This is a genomic window from Granulosicoccus antarcticus IMCC3135 (genome assembly GCF_002215215.1).
Classification (GTDB): Bacteria; Pseudomonadota; Gammaproteobacteria; order Granulosicoccales; family Granulosicoccaceae; genus Granulosicoccus; species Granulosicoccus antarcticus.
This window is the reverse complement of the sequence record NZ_CP018632.1, coordinates 4,385,909-4,404,149: the sequence shown is the minus strand read 5'-3', so window position 1 is coordinate 4,404,149 and position 18,241 is coordinate 4,385,909. Positions and strand designations below refer to the sequence as shown.

Annotated in this window: 17 protein-coding genes; 8 read left to right on the top strand and 9 right to left on the bottom strand. The window is 54.3% G+C overall.

Going from position 1 to position 18,241, the window contains the following annotated elements; translation table 11 throughout:
• Nucleotides 1-4 precede the first annotated feature (4 nt).
• From IMCC3135_RS19050 to IMCC3135_RS19030, 5 genes are all read right to left on the bottom strand, one after another.
• Nucleotides 5-934 carry a polysaccharide deacetylase family protein gene (locus tag IMCC3135_RS19050; RefSeq protein ID WP_088919049.1) on the bottom strand — a complete coding sequence of 310 codons (930 nt, stop codon included), beginning with the start codon at nucleotides 932-934 and terminating at the stop codon, nucleotides 5-7.
• Entirely contained in the window at nucleotides 931-1,875 is a 945-nt protein-coding gene (locus IMCC3135_RS19045) for a polysaccharide deacetylase family protein (RefSeq protein ID WP_088919048.1), read from the bottom strand. Before IMCC3135_RS19045 ends, IMCC3135_RS19050 begins: the two co-directional genes overlap by 4 nt.
• Nucleotides 1,876-1,950: 75 nt before the next feature.
• Complete coding sequence (locus IMCC3135_RS19040; protein WP_088919047.1) at nucleotides 1,951-2,631, bottom strand: isochorismatase family protein; 681 nt, start codon at nucleotides 2,629-2,631, stop codon at nucleotides 1,951-1,953.
• Nucleotides 2,632-2,664: 33 nt separating this feature from the next.
• Nucleotides 2,665-3,561 (bottom strand): isocitrate lyase/PEP mutase family protein, encoded by an 897-nt coding sequence (locus tag IMCC3135_RS19035; protein WP_088919046.1) that lies wholly within the window; start codon nucleotides 3,559-3,561, stop codon nucleotides 2,665-2,667.
• 82 nt (nucleotides 3,562-3,643) lie between these two features.
• Entirely contained in the window at nucleotides 3,644-4,024 is a 381-nt protein-coding gene (locus IMCC3135_RS19030) for a nuclear transport factor 2 family protein (RefSeq protein WP_088919045.1), read from the bottom strand.
• Nucleotides 4,025-4,267: 243 nt separating this feature from the next.
• Here IMCC3135_RS19030 and IMCC3135_RS19025 point away from each other — a divergent pair, with 243 nt between their 5' ends.
• The 6 genes from IMCC3135_RS19025 to IMCC3135_RS19000 all read left to right on the top strand — a co-directional run bounded on the left by IMCC3135_RS19025 (nucleotide 4,268) and on the right by IMCC3135_RS19000 (nucleotide 10,190).
• On the top strand, nucleotides 4,268-5,059 hold the full coding sequence (locus IMCC3135_RS19025; RefSeq protein ID WP_088919044.1) for a GntR family transcriptional regulator: 792 nt from the start codon (nucleotides 4,268-4,270) through the stop codon (nucleotides 5,057-5,059).
• A gap of 173 nt (nucleotides 5,060-5,232) precedes the next feature.
• Entirely contained in the window at nucleotides 5,233-6,630 is a 1,398-nt protein-coding gene (leuC, locus tag IMCC3135_RS19020) for a 3-isopropylmalate dehydratase large subunit (protein WP_088919043.1), read from the top strand.
• Nucleotides 6,631-6,636: 6 nt separating this feature from the next.
• Nucleotides 6,637-7,233 (top strand): 3-isopropylmalate dehydratase small subunit, encoded by a 597-nt coding sequence (gene leuD / locus IMCC3135_RS19015; RefSeq protein ID WP_088921938.1) that lies wholly within the window; start codon nucleotides 6,637-6,639, stop codon nucleotides 7,231-7,233.
• A 61-nt stretch (nucleotides 7,234-7,294) separates the two neighbouring features.
• Nucleotides 7,295-8,311, top strand: a complete 1,017-nt coding sequence (gene dctP / locus IMCC3135_RS19010) for a TRAP transporter substrate-binding protein DctP (protein ID WP_088919042.1) — start codon at nucleotides 7,295-7,297, stop codon at nucleotides 8,309-8,311.
• A gap of 57 nt (nucleotides 8,312-8,368) precedes the next feature.
• Nucleotides 8,369-8,872: a TRAP transporter small permease gene (locus IMCC3135_RS19005; RefSeq protein ID WP_088919041.1), complete on the top strand. Its 504-nt coding sequence runs from the start codon at nucleotides 8,369-8,371 to the stop codon at nucleotides 8,870-8,872.
• Between the two features lies 1 nt (nucleotide 8,873).
• A complete protein-coding gene (locus IMCC3135_RS19000; protein WP_088919040.1) occupies nucleotides 8,874-10,190 on the top strand; it encodes a TRAP transporter large permease in 1,317 nt (438 codons plus the stop codon).
• Between the two features lie 135 nt (nucleotides 10,191-10,325).
• On the opposite strand, the gene bktB is transcribed toward IMCC3135_RS19000, so the two are convergent.
• On the bottom strand, nucleotides 10,326-11,507 hold the full coding sequence (gene bktB, locus IMCC3135_RS18995) for a beta-ketothiolase BktB (RefSeq protein WP_088919039.1): 1,182 nt from the start codon (nucleotides 11,505-11,507) through the stop codon (nucleotides 10,326-10,328).
• Between the two features lie 175 nt (nucleotides 11,508-11,682).
• Here bktB and IMCC3135_RS18990 point away from each other — a divergent pair, with 175 nt between their 5' ends.
• Nucleotides 11,683-13,008 carry a malonyl-CoA decarboxylase gene (locus tag IMCC3135_RS18990; protein ID WP_088919038.1) on the top strand — a complete coding sequence of 442 codons (1,326 nt, stop codon included), beginning with the start codon at nucleotides 11,683-11,685 and terminating at the stop codon, nucleotides 13,006-13,008.
• Nucleotides 13,009-13,039: 31 nt separating this feature from the next.
• The gene (locus IMCC3135_RS18985; protein WP_088919037.1) at nucleotides 13,040-14,554 is read left to right on the top strand and encodes a malonate--CoA ligase; all 1,515 of its coding nucleotides are present in this window, start codon (nucleotides 13,040-13,042) and stop codon (nucleotides 14,552-14,554) included.
• A 24-nt stretch (nucleotides 14,555-14,578) separates the two neighbouring features.
• Here IMCC3135_RS18985 and IMCC3135_RS18980 read toward each other — a convergent pair whose 3' ends face one another.
• The 3 genes from IMCC3135_RS18980 to IMCC3135_RS18970 form a co-directional block, all read right to left on the bottom strand.
• On the bottom strand, nucleotides 14,579-15,298 hold the full coding sequence (locus IMCC3135_RS18980) for a trimeric intracellular cation channel family protein (RefSeq protein WP_088921937.1): 720 nt from the start codon (nucleotides 15,296-15,298) through the stop codon (nucleotides 14,579-14,581).
• A gap of 155 nt (nucleotides 15,299-15,453) precedes the next feature.
• Nucleotides 15,454-17,757, bottom strand: a complete 2,304-nt coding sequence (locus tag IMCC3135_RS18975) for a xanthine dehydrogenase family protein molybdopterin-binding subunit (RefSeq protein WP_169727492.1) — start codon at nucleotides 17,755-17,757, stop codon at nucleotides 15,454-15,456.
• A 2-nt stretch (nucleotides 17,758-17,759) separates the two neighbouring features.
• Nucleotides 17,760-18,230: a (2Fe-2S)-binding protein gene (locus tag IMCC3135_RS18970; protein ID WP_088919036.1), complete on the bottom strand. Its 471-nt coding sequence runs from the start codon at nucleotides 18,228-18,230 to the stop codon at nucleotides 17,760-17,762.
• Between the last annotated feature and the right edge of the window lie 11 nt (nucleotides 18,231-18,241).

The following is an 18,241-nucleotide window of genomic DNA, read 5'->3' as shown; positions in this document are numbered from 1 at the left end:
AAGCCTACTTCCCTGTTTGTGCGTTGAATGCCTGAAGAATGTCACCGGCTGTTGCGTTCCAGGTCTCTGTATGCCCCATGAGGTACTCAAGAACGGTCTCAAGACTACTGATACGGTGTGGCTGGCCCATCATCCAGGGATGTAGGTTCAGTGCCAGCATGCGCCCGCCCTGAGTCGCTGACTCTTCGAGTAGAAAATCAAAGGCATCCTTGATCTGTTCAACCCAGGAGTCTTCGGAGTGCAGGTTCTGGCCAATAATGAACTGATCTTCAAGCTCGGTGGACAGCGGCATCATCATCAAGGGCCCGTTATCGGTCTTGAATGCGTAGGGCATGTCATCATTGACCCAGTCGCAACAATATTCAATGCCGTTGGCAGTGAGCAGGTCCGGTGTTTTCCAACTCTGATTTTTGGCAGGACTCAGCCAGCCTTGCACCGGCGTGTCGATCAGGGAGTTCAGAGTTTCAACAGAACGTTGCACTAACTCTGCTTCTTCCTGTTCATCCTGTCCGCCGTAGTGCAAATGGTCCATGTTCCAGCCATGACAGATGAACTCAGCATCAAAGCGCTGGAGTTGTTCAAGCAAGTAGGGTGTGTCGCGTGCCAGCTGACTGTTGATGGCGAAAGTAGGGCGTACTCCGAAACGCTCAAAAGCTTTCAGGAGGCGATAAATGCCGACCCGATTGCCATAGTCACGCAGGGTAAAATGGCGCAAGTCAGGATAGGGCATGGTCATGCCATTAGGCACCTTGAATGGGAGGCCACGCTGATTCAGCGGATAGAACTGCAAGCTGGTGTTTATCCAGATGGCTACCCGCTTGTTGTCAGGCCAGGTGACTGGTGGGCGATCAGTAAGCATGGACCAGTCGAACCGGTCGTGATCATGGCCGTAGGAGCGTTTGGGGTATTCCAGATATTCTTTATCGAGGCTCATTGCACGCTCCCGTTCTTGTTGGCGATATCTGCCAAGGCGGCATCGTAGTCATGCTGGAGGTAGTGCTCGGCGATCTCCCGACCGGTGGTAACCCAGACATCACTGTGGCCGGTGATGTATTCCAGAGCCTCTTCGAATGCTTTGAGCCGATGTGGGCAGCTCACCTGATAGTTGTGCGTCGGGATGCACATGACGGTGCCAGACTCCTGACCTTCTTCATACAAACGGTCAAAATGGCGTTTGAGCATCGTGCAATAGTGGCGCGGTTCCACCTTGTTGACGGCATAAACGATCGTATCGTTCATCTCCAGTGAGTAGGGCATGGAGATGAACCGCTTGCCGCTGCGCACCCTAACCGGGGTTGGCTGGTCGTCGTGAAACAGATCGCAGGTATAGATGCCGGCCTCATCTCCGAACAGTTCGGATCCCACCTCGGCAAACAGGTCCAGTGTGTGCTCGGAATGCGACAGTGCGGGTGCCAGATAGCCTGCACATTTCTGCCCGCTATGACGATAGATGCTCTCGATGGAGTCGCGAATCATATCGCGTTCCTGTTCCTCACTCAGGCCATAGGTATAACGTGTGTTGTAGATGCCGTGGCTGAACAACTCCCAGTTACGCTCAGCGCACAGCTGGATGATTTCGGGGTGATGATCGCAAAGAGCAACTGACAGAGAGACGGAGCCGCGGATACCGTATTTGTCGAGTAAAGCCATCTGTCGATGATGGCCAACCCGATTGCCATAGTCACGGATGGTATAGCCTGGAAGAGCAGGGCTTGGTTGCGGCCATGCCTTGCGCTGAGGGTTGGCAGGCGGATCGAGCTCGTAGCATTCAATATTAGGGGCTACCCAAAAAGCAACCTTGGCCCCGTTGGGCCACTGGATCCGAGGACGCTCCTGGTAGGGCCAGTAGTCGTAAACGCCGAGACTCTCTTTCATCACGTTCCACTCTTGTTCAATACTGGGGGGCGATGAGGCGAACTCGCACCTCACCGTGTATGCGGTTTGTCCGGTCTACTCGGCTTTTTGCGTGATTTTCTGGTCAAGCCATTCGCATGCCTTCTGGACTCCCATGACGTCGGCGTACTTCAGGTGCAGATCAGTCAGGTTGGCGTAGTGATAGCTTTCATGTTTGTCAGCTGTACATTCCTCAGGGACAATGGTTCGATATCCACGTGACAGGCTGTCAACGGCGGTGGCGCGAATACAGCCACTGGTGGAGCCGCCGGTGATGATTACGGTATCCACCTGGTGCCAGACCAGAAGGGATTGCAGTGGCGTTTCAAAAAAGGCTGAGGGCATGCGCTTGGAATAGATGACATCGCGAGCCGGATCGATTTCGCAGCGTTCGTCGAAGGCGGTACGATCAGAATCGTATTTGATATTCTGGAGTGAGTCTTCGGTATCAGTGCGAGTGCCCCATACGCCGGCATCCTCGGCTGAATCCATATACGCAACATGGGTCCATACCACAGGCCAGTTCAGGCTGCGAAAGCGCTTGGAAAGCTCATTGACGTATTCCAGCTGACGAGGATCGGTCTCGTAGGCGGTTTTGTAAAGATCGGTGCGGGTGTAGGCTTTTTGCGGATCGACATTGACCAGAACCGCCTTGTTGCCAAATCCGAACGGTACTCGTTGCGGATTCTGCATGGCTTCATGAAATATTTCTTTGGCAGTCTTGTTGGAACTAATCATGGTGTTTCTCCTGAGTTCGAATTATTTAGAGCTTCAGCGTGTGTTGTCTTCATACTGTTGGCCCAGCTCCAGCATTGTCTGGGTGCCCAGGTAATCATTGAGTTGTTTAAAGTCGAGCATCTGGTTACGAAAGTTGTCCGTAGTGCCATCCGCCTTTAGAGTGGCAAAGAAGCGCGATGCCATATGGGTAAATGCGCGTACCAAAGCGCCTGGGAAGATCACCATGGAGAATCCAATGGACTCCAGGGTTGCCGCATCTTGCAATGGCGTATCGCCACCTTCAACCATGTTTGCCATTACTGGTACGCGGCCCCTGAGCTGTTGCATGACTTTCTCGATTTGTTCCGGCGATCGAATGCCTTCCACAAAAATAACATCGGCGCCAGCCTCATGATAGGCGTGGGCGCGTTCCAGCGCGCGCTCGATACCTTCGCAGGCTATGGCATCGGTACGGCCAATAATCAGCGTTTGTTCATGATGTCTTGCATCGAGGGCTATTCTGATCTTGCCGACCATTTCACCCGTGCTAACCAGAGTTTTACCCTGCAGGTGACCGCAACGCTTGGGATAGGTCTGATCCTCCAGCTGAATGGCATTGGCGCCGGAGCGTTCCAGCTGGCGCACGCTACGCATGACATTGAGCGCATTGCCGAAGCCGGTGTCGCAATCGACCACAATCGAGATGTCGCTGCGTTCGCGTATATGGGCCAGAGAATCGTTGACCTCGGTCAGACTCATCAATCCGATATCGGGGCGTCCGAGTTTGGTATAGGCCAGGCTGGCGCCAGAAAGATAGACGGTATCAAAGCCTGCCTGTTCTGCCAGAGAGGCGCTCAGGGCATCATACACACCGGGGGCGACCACAATGCTTGAGCTGCGCAGTCGATCTTTGAGGGTAATTGCTGCAGCAGTGTTCTTTGCGTTAGTCATCAGTCAGTGAGCTTCCAGATTTACGTGGAGCAGGGGCATCTGCTGTTGCCTCTGCGAAGTGAGGATCATCCGTTGCCAGGATTCAGGATAGTGCATTGGCAAGATCGTTCCAGACGTCTTGTCGTTCAAGCCGGTTGTTACGAACCTCGAACCGGTCAATGAAGCGTATGTCGCTGAAGGTGTTGCCATCAGGCCATTCGCCGGACAGGCTGCCGTGGACGAACACGACAAATCCGTCTGGTTCATGTGCGATATTGACAGCGGCCAGAGTTTTACGAACATAGCGATAGCGACTCCGGGACCAATCGACCAATGTGCTGAGTGATGTCATTTCGCCAGTACCGGGAAACGTCATGACAAAACCATTGGCCAGAAACGTCTGTGCTTTCTCAAGGTCACGTTGCTCCATGGCCTGTAGATAGTCACGAACCAGCGATTCTGCAGCCGTTGATGCGACATTCATGGCTGGCAGCTCAGGCGAGCGTAGCCCGAGTGCTCCCGTCTGGCATGTCCTTGATGCCCGCCCGGCTTGTCGCTGTATCCTGATTGCAGGTAGACCTGTAGTATCGCCATCACTAATCCTCTTTCATCAGGAAGTATTAACCGTGTTGTCTGATGCTTAGATGTCCTATTAATAATACAGTTATATGTGCTATACCTGTGAGCTGTCAAGTGTTGATGGCCGATTAACTAAAAGGTAAGCCACATGGTTACTCCTCTGAACGCCAACGGACCTGGCGGCACCAAGTCCCATAATCTGTTTTTGTTGTTGAAGGATGCCATTGCCAGCGGGAGCCTGGGGCCGGGTAGCAAGATTCCCGGCGAGCTGAAATTGGCACAGGAGCATAACGTCTCGCGCGTTACTGTGCGCCGTGCTTTGCAAGGGCTCACTGATGAAGGGCTGATCATGCGCAAGCCCGGGGTGGGTACGCTGGTTTGCGATAATCCGGTAGGGGCAACTGTTATTACCGCCAGCGTCTCCACATTGCTTCCCAATATGAAGAAAATGGGTGAGAGCTCACGTGTCCGCTTGCTGGAGTTCAGCTACGGTAATCCTTCGGAGGAAATCAGGAACAGGCTATTGCTACAGGCCGGCGATCGCACGCAGCGCTCGGTTCGGGTCCGTTCGGTAGAGGACAAACCTTTCTCCTATCTGACCACGCATGTGCCCGAGCAGTTGGCGCTCAGCTATAACGAGGATGAGTTGGCAAAAATGCCGCTGTTTGCACTGCTTGAACGTAGTGGCGTGCAACTGGATCACGCCACACAAAGCATTTCAGCAACCCTGGCGACCCGGGAGGTGGCGGATGCACTGGGAGCCGCCGTCGGCTCGGCTCTGATCTCTCTTACTCGAGTGGTGTATGACAAAAGTGGTCAGGGGGTGGAGCATCTGCATGCCTTGTATCGGCCTGATCGGTACCGCATCGAGGTCGATCTGTGTCGAGCGGGTAGCGAAGACGAGCGTTACTGGCAGCCCTTGGTAGCTGACCAGAAGTGATCTTTTGTGATTGATATCGACGCATGAAGGCTCATCAACAGTTGACATTTTGCAAACGGCTGGTATACCTTTATCTGTATTCAAAATAATACATTTAATGATTATATTCGTGGCGAGTTTATTGTCTTTTAAAAACTGTATAGCAATTCATGGATCACATTGAGAGTCGGGCGATGGCAGGCAAAACACTGTTTGACAAGGTTTGGCAGGTCCATGAAATCTGTCAGAACAATGAAGGCCAGAGTCTGCTGTGGGTTGATCGTCATCTGGCCCATGAAGGCTCTTTTCATGCCTTCAACAAGCTGGCAGAGCGTGATTTGCCCGTGCGTCACCCAGAGTGCACTACGGGTGTTGCAGATCACTACGTCCCTACCATCAGTCGTACCCTTGCGGCGGTACAGCCAAAGGTCCGCCATGTCATTCGACAGCTGATCGACAATACACAACGCCATGGGGTGAGCCTGATTGGTCTGGATGATCCGCGTCAGGGGATCGTGCATGTTGTGGGGCCAGAGCAGGGGCTGACTCAACCCGGCTTGTTGATGGTCTGTGGTGATAGTCATACCTCAACACATGGTGCTCTGGGAGCTCTGGCATTTGGCATTGGGGCCTCGGAGGTTGCCCACGTACTGGCAACCCAGACTCTTTGGCAGGACAAGCCCAGGCAGATGCGGATTAGCATCGAAGGTCAATTGGCACCCGGTGTGACGGCCAAGGATATTGCGCTGAGCTGGATAGCCAGGCTGGGAGCCGATGCCGCCCGTGGTTACGCTATTGAATATGCGGGTAGCGTTATTCGTGATCTGAGTGTTGAAGCACGCCTGACGCTATGCAATATGTCCATTGAGGGTGGTGGTCGTTGCGGCATGATTGCCCCTGATGAAAAAACCATTGATTACGTGAAGGGACGTGCATTCGCGCCGCAGGGCGATCAGCTGGAACAGGCTGTGGAGTACTGGCAAAGTCTGTTCAGTGATGCAGATGCGCAGTTTGATCTGGAGATCACGCTCAATGCTGATGACATCGCACCTACTGTGACCTGGGGTGTTTCCCCGGAAGAGGCCTTGCCCATTGATGGGCGAGTGCCGGACCCGGCGCAGGCCAGTTCACCCGGCAAAGCACTGCAACTGCAGGACAGTCTTGACTACATGGGTTTGCAGGCAGGTCAGAAACTGACCCAGATCCGGGTCGACAAGGTATTCATTGGCTCCTGTACCAATGCGCGTATGGAAGATCTGCGGGCGGCAGCGGATGTATTGCGAGGAAAACGCTGCAAGGTACCCGGTTTTGTCTCCCCGGGCTCCACGCTCGTCAAGGTTCAGGCTGAAGCGGAAGGGTTGGACAAGATCTTCATGAGCGCCGGCCTTGAGTGGCGCGAATCGGGCTGTTCCATGTGTGTGGGCATGAATGGGGATCTGATGGCCAGTGGTGAGCGTTGCGCCTCGACCACCAACCGCAATTTCAAGGGACGCCAGGGGCCGGGATCGCGGACCCATCTGATGTCACCGGCCATGGTTGCAGCCGCAGCGCTGACCGGGCACTTGACTGATATTCGCGATCTTTCGGAGTAGGTGGCCATGAATTCATTGACTCAGCTAAGCTCATTGGCCACTGCGCTGCCGTTGGAGAACATCGATACCGATCAACTGATACCGGCGCGCTTCATGAAAGAGTCGCGGGCACAGGGCTATGGAGGATTCCTGTTGCATGACATGCGATACAACCGTGATGGATCACCCCGGGATTTCATCCTGAATCATGCCGAAGCCCAGAGCTCGCAAGTTCTCGTGGCTCGCCGGAACTTCGGTGCAGGCTCCTCGCGCGAAGCGGCTGTCTATGCGTTGGTGGACTTTGGTTTTCGTTGCGTCATAGCGCCGAGTTTTGGGGATATCTTTGCCTCTAACGCGGTTAACAATGGACTGCTCCCGGCCTTGGTGTCAGAGCAGGATTGTGAACATTTACTCGAATTGCTGAGCAGCTCAGCGGTGCCGCTCTGTATTGATCTTGCCACCCAGATCATCAAGGTGAGCGAGAAGAGGATTCGGTTCGATATCAACCCGACCTGGAAGTTGAAGCTGCTCAATGGGTGGGATGATATCGATCTTACTCTAGCTGAACAGTCGAACATCGACAGCTTCAGAGAGCGTTATCTGAAGCGATACCCATGGTTGTAATGTATTACCAGTGCTGAAAGTCATTTCTTATTGATTCCACCAAAAAGTCCAAGAGGTTGTCATGAAAAAACATATCCTTGCTGTTACTGCGAGTGTTTCACTACTGTTCGCAGCGGGTGCGATGGCTGAAGAGCAGGAGATCAAAGCCGTTCACGCGTTTCCTACCTCCTTGATCTATACGCAGAGTTTTCTGAGTTTTGTCGATAAGGTCAATGAGAAGGGCGAAGGCGTGATCAGAATCAAGGTTCTGGGTGGGCCTGAAGTTATCGGTTTGCCACAGCAACCCGATGCGGCTCGTAACGGTGTGGTCGATATGGCCTACACCGCAGCAAGCTTCTATGCGGGTCGTGTACCAGAGCGGGATGTGTTGATCTCCTCCAACAGCAACGCTATTCATGCTCGCGAGTCTGGCGGTATGGATCTGTTGAATGAAATTCATCAGGAGAAAATGGGCGTCTATTACCTTGGCTGGTTTGACAGTGGTGTGAAGTACAACCTGTACACCATCAATGAGCCAAAACTTAAAGACGATGGTGGCCTGGACATGTCTGGCATTCGTCTGCGCAGTAATCCGGTGTATGACGCCTTTTTCACCGACTATCTGGAAGCCCAGCCGATCAGCCTGCCCACCACCGATGTCTATTCTGCTCTGGAGCGTAGCGTTGTTGATGCAACCGGCTGGACACAGATTGGCATGAATGATCTCAACTGGGACAAGTTTCTGAACTACCGCATTGACCCCGCGTTCTACTCCACCGATATGGGGGTGATCGTCAACCTGGATAGCTGGAACAAGCTAAGCACTGAGGCTCAGGAGATTCTGCAATCAGTTGCCATTGAGCATGAGCGCAGCAGTGCCGAGTCTTTTGCAGAGCTTTCCGGTGAGCAGCAGGCCGAGTTGGAAGAGAACGGCATGACACCGTTTGTTCTGGAAGAGGGGGCCGCTACGCGCTATCAGGAAGCCGCACAAGAGGCCTCTCTGGCGCGTATGCGTGAGCGTATGGAGCAGCATCCGGACGGTCTGGCTCATTACGACGAGCTGGTCGAGAAGTTCAATACACCTGCTTCTGCAGACTAGAAACGCAGGCCCGACATCGTCGGGCCATTTCCTCTTTTGCCGATGGCGAGAAGTCTTATGTCTCTGTTAATGCGTCTTTATGACAGGCTGGTTGATGGCTTCGCCGTTGTATCGGGGTTGATGCTCGTCTGGTTGATGGTAGCCGTGGTTGCCTCGGTACTGATACGAAATATGGGGGCTCAGCCTCCGGCATGGCTGTTCACTTCAACCGAATACTCCTTGTTTTATCTGACGCTGCTCGGGGCTCCCTGGCTGGTACGGGAGAAAGGCCATGTCTTTGTCGAGGTGGCTATCAGTCATCTGCCTGAAAAGGCCCTGAGCGTTTTGTCGCGAATCGTCATGGTTATCTGTGCAGCCATGTGTCTGTTGCTGGCCTGGAAAGGTCTGGAGCTTGCGGTGGGCAATTATCAGGATCGAGACTTTGATGTCAGAACCTACTTCATTCCGATGTGGATATTCACGGTGACGTACCCGATCAGCTTTGCCTTGATGGGGATTGAATTCAGCCGTTTTATCTTTTCCGAAGATTGTTTCCACAGTAGCAAGAGCGGAGAAGTCTGACATGGCCTGGCATGACGCATTGTTCTACCTTTTGTCGATTGTTCTGGTACTCATGCTGATCGGTGCGCCGGTTGCCTTTGCGTTTATCGGTGCCAATATAGTCGGTGCCTGGTATTTCATGGGAGGTGGTGCCGGTCTGACCCAGCTGTTGAATAACGGCTTCGGCTCGCTTTCAAGTTTTGGTCTGGTCCCCATTCCACTGTTTCTTCTGATGGGGGAATTGTTCTTTCGCACCGGCCTGGGTATGCGAATGTTCAATGCCATAGATCTGTTGATGGGCAAAGTGCCGGGCAGACTCTCTTATGTGACGGTTGTGGGTGGGACCGCCTTTTCAACACTGAGCGGCTCCTCCATGGGATCGACAGCCTTGTTGGGTTCTCTGTTGGTGCCGGAAATGGAGCGTCGCGGCTACAAGAGGCATATGTCCATCGGTCCTATTCTGGGTACCGGTGGTCTGGCGATCATTATTCCGCCCTCAGCCATTGCTGTTTTATTGGCAACATTGGCCAAAATAGACATCGGTGATGTATTGATTGGCGGCATCATTCCAGGATTGATTCTGGCATCGCTGTACATGGTGACTATCTGGATCAAGACCAAAATCGATCCGGATGCGGCTCCTGCCTATGATGTCGAGAGCATGCCATTGCTGCAAAAACTCAAAATTGTAGCCAAGGACATTATTCCCATGTTGAGCATCATCGTGATGATTGTCATCATGATGCTGACCGGTTTTGCCACACCCTCAGAAGCTGCAGCGTTTGGTGCTTTAGGGGTTATCGTGCTGGCGGCTCTCTTCAGGGCGCTGTCGTTAGAGGCTTTCAAGTTGTCGGTGACAGGGGCTTTGAAGGTTACGCTGATGGCCTATCTCATTGTCTTTGGTTCAGCCACCTTTAGTCAGTTGCTGGCCTTCTCTGGCGCCTCCAGTGGTCTGATCCAATGGGCGGTGAGTTTTGATCTGCCGCCTGTGCTGATGCTGATGGCGATGGTGATGGTACTGCTGGCATTGGGCACTTTCATGGAGGCTATTTCCATCATGATGATCACGGTGCCATTCTTCTTCCCTTTGGCTCAATCCCTGGGGTTTGATCTGGTGTGGTTCTCCATTGTCACTCTGGTCGCACTGGAGGTGGGCTTCTCGACACCACCATTGGGTCTGAACCTGTTCGTCATGAAAGGGGTTGCGCCTGCGGGCACCACCATGAAGGAGATCTACCTGGCAGCGATCCCTTACATCATCTGTTCGATATTACTGCTGGTGTTGATGGTGATCTTTCCGAAGATCGTGACCTGGCTGCCTTATCTGTCAACGGGCTAGATGATTAACAGGGAGGTAGGTCAGCAGTCAGGTCCTGTTTGAACAGCAGTGTCGCAGACCGGTTATTCCATGCATTATGAAAGAGAGCCGGATTATTCTGCAACGCTGCCGCTGCTGACAGTTGTTATCTCGTATCTACACTCGACGCACAGACAAGGCAATTCCCTGTCCGCCGCCGATGCACATGGTGATCAGACCATGGGTTTGCTGGCTGCGCTGCAATTCGTAAATGGCCTTGACGGTCAGAATGGCACCGGTGGCACCAACCGGGTGACCAAGTGCAACAGCACCCCCATTTGGATTGACCTTGGCAGGGTCGAGTCCCAACAATTGGGTGACGGCACAGGCCTGTGCGGCAAACGCTTCGTTGGATTCCACGACATCAAAATCAGCGATAGAAATACCGGTGCGCTCGCTCAGCAATTTGACTGCCGGTACGGGTCCAAGGCCCATAAGATGGGGTTCGACGCCTGCATGGGCATAGCCTGTTATTTCAGCCAAGGGCGTAGCACCACTGCGAGCCAGAGCTTCTTCTGACATCAGTATCAGTGCCGCAGCGCCATCGTTGATCCCGGATGAGTTGCCGGCTGTAACCGATCCATCTTTTTTGAATGCTGCACGTAGTGAGCCCATGCCCTCGACACTGGCATCGGCGCGGACATGCTCATCCGTATCAAAGGTGATAGTGCCTTTGCGAGTCTTGATTTCGACAGGCACGATTTGCGACTTGAAGACGCCATCGGCAATGGCCTTAACTGCGCGGCGATGGCTTTCAACGGCAAATTCATCCTGGTCCTGTCGGCTGAGGGACTGCTGTTCGGCAATGTTCTCGGCGGTAATGCCCATATGGCCATTACCGAAGGGGTCGTTCAATGCACCCAGCATCATGTCGCTGAAAGCGAAGTCACCCATTTTCTGTCCGTGTCGGATGTTCTGCGTGATGTGTGGTCCGCGGCTCATGCACTCGGCACCACCCACCAGTGCGATGTCTGCATCACCCAGCAAGATGGACTGCAAACCCGAAACAATCGCCTGAGCTCCGGAGCCGCATAGACGATTGACGTTCATCGCTGGCGACTCAATCGGAACGCCGGCCTCCACTGCGGCAACCCGACTCAGGTACATGTCGCGAGCTTCGGTATTGATGACATGGCCGAAAACCGCCAGTTGCACTTCGCTCGCAGCGATGCCAGCGCGCTCAATGGCAGCTTTTGATACGTGTGCAGCCAGAGAGGTCGGAGCTTGCGTGGCCAGTGAGCCACTGAAGGTGCCGATTGCCGTGCGTGCGGCGCTGACTACATAGACTTTCTTGATCATTGGAATATTCCTGAATTCATCCGTCTGAACCATCAAGGGTATACCTGCCGGAGCTAAATCGCAGTAATTGGGGGTTCGATTGGTGGAATTTGGCAAAGATATACAATGACTACCTTGTTGTATACAATCTAAAGGTACCTGTGTATATTGTTCTCCAGTTACCGGAGTGTTAGACATGGCCCGTCAGAACATCAGCTTTCTGCATGACCTTCTGCAGACCATTGGCGATCGTGTCAGGCCGCGAGCGGTTGAAGAGACCTCTGATATCGCACCGCTGCTACTAATCAAGCAGTCGTGTGAACAGCTCATGCACCGTAGCGGTGAAGTCTCCCGAATTTCTGTGGCTGCACAGGCGCTTGATGCCTATTCCAGGCTGGATTCAGAAGATCGTGTGCGCTTCTTCCGAATGTTGCTGGAGGACTACAGTGTTGATGCCGAGGCTGTTCGTAGTGCTTTCGAGCACTGGAATTCAGAGGGGACAGAATCAGCACTGGCGGCACTGGTCACGGTTGTTGAACCCAGGCGCCAGCAACTGCTCAGACAACTGAACATGGCGCCGGGCGGCACCTTGCAGCTGGTGCGTCTGCGGGCCGATCTGTTACAGGCCATTCGAGTCAATAGAGAGTTGGCACCGCTGGATGCGGATTTCTCGCACTTGCTGGCCTCCTGGTTTAATCGCGGATTTCTGGTCATGCGACGCATCGACTGGGATTCTCCGGCCTCTGTTCTGGAGAAAATCGTTGCCTACGAGGCGGTGCACAAGATCACCGGCTGGGATGATCTGCGGCGTCGGCTGGATCCGGCGGATCGGCGTTGTTATGGCTTCTTTCATCCGGCAACCGGGGATGAGCCACTGATATTCGTGGAAGTCGCTATTTGCACCGGTATCCCCGCGGCGATCGGACCCTTGCTGGAATCAGAGGTGGACGCGCGTGCAATAGATGCCGATACGGCCGTGTTCTATTCAATCAGTAACTGTCAGCCCGGATTGAAAGGTGTCTCGTTTGGTAATTTTCTGATCAAGCAGGTAGTGGCTGATCTGTCGAAAGATCTACCCGAACTGACCACCTTCGTGACGCTGTCACCGGCCCCGGGTTTTGCAAACTGGCTGGCTGCCGAGCAAAGTGAAGAGGCGCAGACCTTAAGTGCCTTTCTGCGAGAAGGGCGCTGGCAGACAGATACCGAGCTACAACAACAGCTGGCACCGGGTGTTCAAGCCTGGGCCACGCGATATTTTATCGAGGCCAAGAATGGATCTGGTATACCGGTTGATCCGGTTACGCGATTTCATATTGGTAACGGTGCGTTGGCTCATAGGGTCAATTGGCCGGCTGATTTTGCCGATGGAGCACTCCAGCGTGGTCATGGGGTGATGATCAATTACCTCTATGAGCTGGATGGTATCGAGGCTCGCCACGAAGCGTTTGCTGAAAACGGCAGTATTGCCTGCGGCCCGGATGTGGAGCAGACCCTGCAGCGTGAAGGTATAAAGCTGCCATGAATTCTGAATTTGATAGAACGAGAACAACACTATGAGTAAAACCATTTTCGACATGTTTGAAGCCAGTTGCCAGGCTTGCGCTGACAAGGCACTCTTCGAGCGACCTGGCCAATCATCCATCAGCTATCAGGAGGCGATGGTTCAAGCTCGTCAATTGGCAAGCGTGCTCAAGGATCTGGGTGTAAAGCCTGGCGATCGTGTTGCAGCCCAGGTGGACAAGAGCGTCGAGGCGATTCTGCTGTATCTGGCGTGTCTGCAAACAGGCGGTGTCTTCCTGCCGCTTAATACGGCTTATACCGGCACTGAAATTGATTATTTTCTGAATGATGCCGAACCACGACTGTTTGTCTGCACACTTGCATCCTTTGATGAGCACAGTAAGCGGGCGACAAGCAGCATGGCAGTGGAAAGCCTGGGTTCTGATGCTGATGGTACCTTGATGGCGCTGGCTGCCAAGGCGCAGCCTCTGACTGAGGTTATGGCGCGATCATCCGAGGATGCGGCCGCCATTCTCTATACCTCTGGTACAACCGGACGCTCCAAGGGCGCCATTCTGACGCATGGCAATCTGGCCTCCAACTGTGAATCACTGATTGATGCCTGGCGTTTCGAGTCCACGGATCGTCTCATTCATGCTTTGCCAATTTTCCATACACATGGCTTGTTCGTCGCCTGCAATATGGCACTGGCAACCGGTGCAACGATGATCTTTCTGACACGCTTTGATGTCGATGAACTCATCGATCTGATGGGTAGCTCGACCGTCCTGATGGGGGTTCCGACCTTCTATACGCGGCTTCTGAAGTCCTCTCGTCTGACTCATGAGGCCACCCAGGGGATGCGTCTGTTTACTGCAGGTTCGGCACCTTTGTCAGCAGAAGAACACGCAACCTTTCAAGAACGAACCGGCCACGCCATTCTTGAGCGTTATGGCATGACTGAAACCTGCATGATTACCTCCAACCCTTACGATGGCGAGCGACGTCCCGGCGCGGTCGGCATGCCATTGCCAGGTGTGGAAGTACGCATTGCCGACAGAGAGAGCGGTGCGGCCTTGCCGCAGGGGGAGATTGGTGCGATCGAGGTGCGTGGTCCGAATGTCTTTCTGGGTTACTGGCGCATGCCGGAGAAGACCGCGTCCGAGTTCCGCGATGATCGATTCTTCATCACCGGTGATCTGGGTCTGATCGATGCGGATGGCTATCTGCGTATCGTCGGCCGCGACAAGGATCTGGTGATATCCGGTGGCTACAACGTCTACCCCAAGGAGGTTGAGTCGCTCATCGATGAGTTGCCCGAAGTGGTGGAGTCTGCCGTGATCGGTGTGGCACATCCTGATCTGGGGGAAGGGGTGACAGCCGTTGTTGTTGTTCGCCCGGGTATGTCTCTGGATGCCACGCAGATCAAGGAAGCCCTGAGCGATAAGCTGGCTCGCTACAAACAGCCCAAGCAGGTCTTTGTTGTAGAAGAATTGCCACGCAACGTCATGGGTAAAGTGCAGAAAAACGAGTTGCGTGTGCGTTACGCCGATATCTACAAGAGCTGAATCAGCACCGCGTTGCCGCTAGCTTCAGCTAACGTCAGAAGGCCCAGTCCCCTCATCGGTCGGATAATCCCGTCCGATACGGGGACGGTAGGCTGGCAATGACAGGCCACGACTCAACCCCAGCGCTCGAACGGCAAAGCAGGCTGCTATGCCGCCAAACTCTGCCATGCGATAGGGCAGTGGCATTGGTGCCAGCAAAGTGTAGACAAGGGCGCCGCTGAGAGCGGCAGTGGCGTAGATTTCGTGTCTCAGGATCAGGGGTATCTCCTGGCACATCACATCGCGTATCAGCCCTCCGAATGTGCCTGTCAGTAACCCCATGACAATGGCGATGGTGCCGCCAAAACCTGACTCCAGTGCATAGCGCGCTCCCAGTACACTGAACAGGCTGAGTCCGATTGCATCGGCCCAGAGCAGGACCCGGTAGCGATATTCGATATGGGGTGCCAGAAAGTAGACTGCCAGCGCGATGACAACGCAGAGGCCGACGTAGTGCGGTTGAGTCATCCAGAACGGCGTCTGGCTCATCAGCAGATCTCGCAAGGTGCCACCGCCAATGGCTGTAATCGTGGCAATCAGTGCAAATCCCACAGGATCAAGGCATTTGCGAGAGGCTACCAATGCGCCACTGATGGCAAATACGGCCACACCGGCAAAATCAAGCCAGAAAAGGAAGCTGTCTATTTTGTTGGGGATGGTATCGATGACGTGTCGAACTCTTGCAAAGGAGGAATGTGGCAGCATCAGCCAGCCCTCCAGTATAGTTTGTTCGATACAGCCCGTCTGTGCCCGGGCTCTACTGCTGTGTATCACACAACAGCTTTAGTAAGAATCCTGTGAAGTAGCGCCGCCGGTTCAGCTGGCGGCGCTACCTCATCTCACTGATGCGAATCTGGCAATCAGATGGCTTCGAGCACTGCCGCAGGCGATATCGGCAAATGACGCAGACGCGCACCCACAGCGTTGTGGATTGCATTGGCAATGGCAGGTGCAATCACCGTGGTGCCAGGCTCTCCCAGGCCCACAGGTACTTCTTCACTGTCGATAAATTCGATTTCCATCTCTGGCGTATCGATCATGCGCAATGGGGTATAGGTATTCAGGTTCCGATCGCGCACGTTACCACTTTCGATCTCAGTACCTTCATAGAGAGCCATTGAGAGCCCCCACAACGCGGCGCCTTCACACTGCGCACGAGCTCCATCCGGGTCCACCACGGTGCCACAGTCGAATACCAGCCACATTTTCTGTACTTCGACATTGCCGGTTTCTCTGTCAACGTGCACTTGTACGGCACCTGCCGTCCAGGTAGGCATGGTGCGGGCCTGCCCGAAGGTGGTTGCAATACCGATGGCGGTATCTTCGCCAAGATCCGTACGGCCGTAGCCAGAGAGTTCGGCCACTCGAGCAAGCACATTGGCTTGTCGTGAAGCACCACCTACCGCATTGGGGGCAGAGCCTGCGTTGTCGCCTTCGGCAAGCAGATGCTGCAATCGGAATTCCAGTGGGTCTGCACCGATCTTGTGGGCGGCCTCGTCCATGAAGCTTTCCACGGCAAAGTTGGTCCAGCCGGGTCCGACCGAGCGCAAAAATCCTGGGCGGAATGTCTGGTTCGCCAGATCGTTGGAGATGGCACGTACCCGATGAGCGCCCACTGAATACCAGTGATCTGCACCATCAATGGCAAAAGGGTCGTAGGGCTCGTCATTGGTGCCTTTGGGCATGAATGAGGGAGCCATGACCGCGGTTGGCCAGCCGGCAGCCGCATGATGTTCCATACCGGTTACCTGCTGCTTGTCATCGAAGGCCATACGCAGCTTCTGGACACTGGGTGAGCGTGGGCTGTCAAATTGTGCATCGTCTTCTCGAAAGAACACCAGTTTGATCGGCTTGCCGTCCAGCGCCTTGGAGGCTAACGCTGCGGGAATGGTGTAGTCACCGTTCAGGCGTCGGCCAAAGCCACCACCGAGCATATAGGTGCGCATGATGATCTGATCTGGAGCGACCTCCAGAGCGGCTGACAGGGTCGGCATGATCAGTGATTGCCACTGGTTACCGGAATGGATTTCCCAGATGCCTTGCTCATTTTTGAAGACCGTTGCGTTCACAGGCTCCAGTTGGAAATGCAGGACGGTCGAGGTGGTGTATTCCGCCTCAATCATATCGCTGGCAACGTTGAAGGGGGTGTCTGTATCGGTGTCGCCCGTGTCCAGGATGGCACCCTTGCTGGTATCAGCAATCAGTGTGCGCGAAAGTTCCTGGATCTGCGACTCGGAGACCGAGGCTGTCTCGCCCGCATCCCATTCGACCTTGATTTCCTTTGATGCCCATTTGGCGGCCATCAGGGATTCCCCGATGACAACGACCCATCCAGGTACAGTACCGGAGGGGTCCTCCAGAGTCAGTGTCTTTACATAGCCCTTCATGCCCTTGGCCGCGCTGTCATCGACGGAGACGACCTTGGAGCCCAGGCGTGTGGGTGGCAGTAACGGTACGCCGTAAACCATGCCGTCCACTTTGGCGTCAAGTCCATAGATAGCCTGACCGTTAGTTTTGGTCTCTATATCCAGAGCTTTGACATCCTTGCCTACCAGCGTCATCTCGGAGTGAGGCTTGAGGGGCAGGGCCTTGAGTTCATCTTCAGTGAATGAACGGGACAAACCGCTTGCAACCAGTTCAGCATAGCTGATGGTTTTGCCGCCACCTGTGACCTGGCCCTTGCTGGCTGAGCACTCTGAGACATCAATGCCCCACTGTTTGGCAGCCGCCTCGAGCATTGCGGTTCTGCCCGCTGCGCCCGCCTGGCGATAGATGGACCAGCTTTGCCATACCGACCAGCTGCCACCTGTGACCATCAGGCCCCATTTTTCATCTGTATCCACGTGGGTGATGTGAACATCATCCCAGGAGACCTCCAGCTCGTCTGCCAGAATCCGTGCAATGGCGGTGCCGACGTGCTGGCCCATCTCTGCGCGGATAATATTGACGTTGACCTGACCTTCGGTGTCGATCCAGTACCACATGGAGGGCTCGAAGGTTTCACCTACCGCCTCGATGGGCACGCCATCAGCGACCTGAGGGGTCATGGCTGCATTGGACTGCAATGGGAAACCAAAGGCGGCACCGGTTGCGGCCATTGAGATCAGAAAGCCGCGTCGTCCCATGTTCGGCTTGTCGCTCGTACGTTCAAGAAGCTTTTGCATGATCATTCGCTGATGGATTCCTGGGTGGCGGCCGCGGCTTGGCGCACAGCGCTGCGTATGCGGGGGTAGGTCATACAGCGGCACAAATTGCCTGTCATCACTGCATCGATATCGTCATCGCTAGGGTCAGGGATGTCCTTGAGCAAGGCGGCTGCCTGCATGATTTGCCCGGATTGACAGTACCCACATTGCGGAACACGCAGATCATTCCAGGCAATCTGGATCGGATGCTGGTTTTCGCTGTGAAGCCCTTCGATGGTGGTTACCTCTGTGCCTTCAACGGCAGACAGCGGCGTGATGCAAGAGCGAGTAGCGCGACCGCCGACATGCACGGTGCAGGCACCACACATGCCGATGCCACAACCGAATTTTGTGCCGGTAAGGCCAACTTCATCACGGATTGCCCACAGCAGTGGTGTTGCAGGATCGGCATCAATGCTGATGTCCTGCCCATTTAATTTCAGATGGATCATCTAATTGTTCC

Excerpts from the sequence above, each read along its gene's own strand:
- dctP (WP_088919042.1), top strand. The coding sequence starts at position 7,295 with ATGAAAAAACATATCCTTGCTGTTACTGCGAGTGTTTCACTACTGTTC.
- leuD (WP_088921938.1), top strand. The coding sequence starts at position 6,637 with ATGAATTCATTGACTCAGCTAAGCTCATTGGCCACTGCGCTGCCGTTG.
- IMCC3135_RS19040 (WP_088919047.1), bottom strand. The coding sequence starts at position 2,631 with ATGATTAGTTCCAACAAGACTGCCAAAGAAATATTTCATGAAGCCATG.
- IMCC3135_RS19050 (WP_088919049.1), bottom strand. The coding sequence starts at position 934 with ATGAGCCTCGATAAAGAATATCTGGAATACCCCAAACGCTCCTACGGC.
- IMCC3135_RS19030 (WP_088919045.1), bottom strand. The coding sequence starts at position 4,024 with ATGAATGTCGCATCAACGGCTGCAGAATCGCTGGTTCGTGACTATCTA.
- IMCC3135_RS18970 (WP_088919036.1), bottom strand. The coding sequence starts at position 18,230 with ATGATCCATCTGAAATTAAATGGGCAGGACATCAGCATTGATGCCGAT.
- IMCC3135_RS18985 (WP_088919037.1), top strand. The coding sequence starts at position 13,040 with ATGAGTAAAACCATTTTCGACATGTTTGAAGCCAGTTGCCAGGCTTGC.
- leuC (WP_088919043.1), top strand. The coding sequence starts at position 5,233 with ATGGCAGGCAAAACACTGTTTGACAAGGTTTGGCAGGTCCATGAAATC.
- IMCC3135_RS19045 (WP_088919048.1), bottom strand. The coding sequence starts at position 1,875 with ATGAAAGAGAGTCTCGGCGTTTACGACTACTGGCCCTACCAGGAGCGT.
- IMCC3135_RS18975 (WP_169727492.1), bottom strand. The coding sequence starts at position 17,757 with ATGCAAAAGCTTCTTGAACGTACGAGCGACAAGCCGAACATGGGACGA.
- bktB (WP_088919039.1), bottom strand. The coding sequence starts at position 11,507 with ATGATCAAGAAAGTCTATGTAGTCAGCGCCGCACGCACGGCAATCGGC.
- IMCC3135_RS19035 (WP_088919046.1), bottom strand. The coding sequence starts at position 3,561 with ATGACTAACGCAAAGAACACTGCTGCAGCAATTACCCTCAAAGATCGA.
- IMCC3135_RS19025 (WP_088919044.1), top strand. The coding sequence starts at position 4,268 with ATGGTTACTCCTCTGAACGCCAACGGACCTGGCGGCACCAAGTCCCAT.
- IMCC3135_RS19005 (WP_088919041.1), top strand. The coding sequence starts at position 8,369 with ATGTCTCTGTTAATGCGTCTTTATGACAGGCTGGTTGATGGCTTCGCC.
- IMCC3135_RS18980 (WP_088921937.1), bottom strand. The coding sequence starts at position 15,298 with ATGCTGCCACATTCCTCCTTTGCAAGAGTTCGACACGTCATCGATACC.
- IMCC3135_RS18990 (WP_088919038.1), top strand. The coding sequence starts at position 11,683 with ATGGCCCGTCAGAACATCAGCTTTCTGCATGACCTTCTGCAGACCATT.
- IMCC3135_RS19000 (WP_088919040.1), top strand. The coding sequence starts at position 8,874 with ATGGCCTGGCATGACGCATTGTTCTACCTTTTGTCGATTGTTCTGGTA.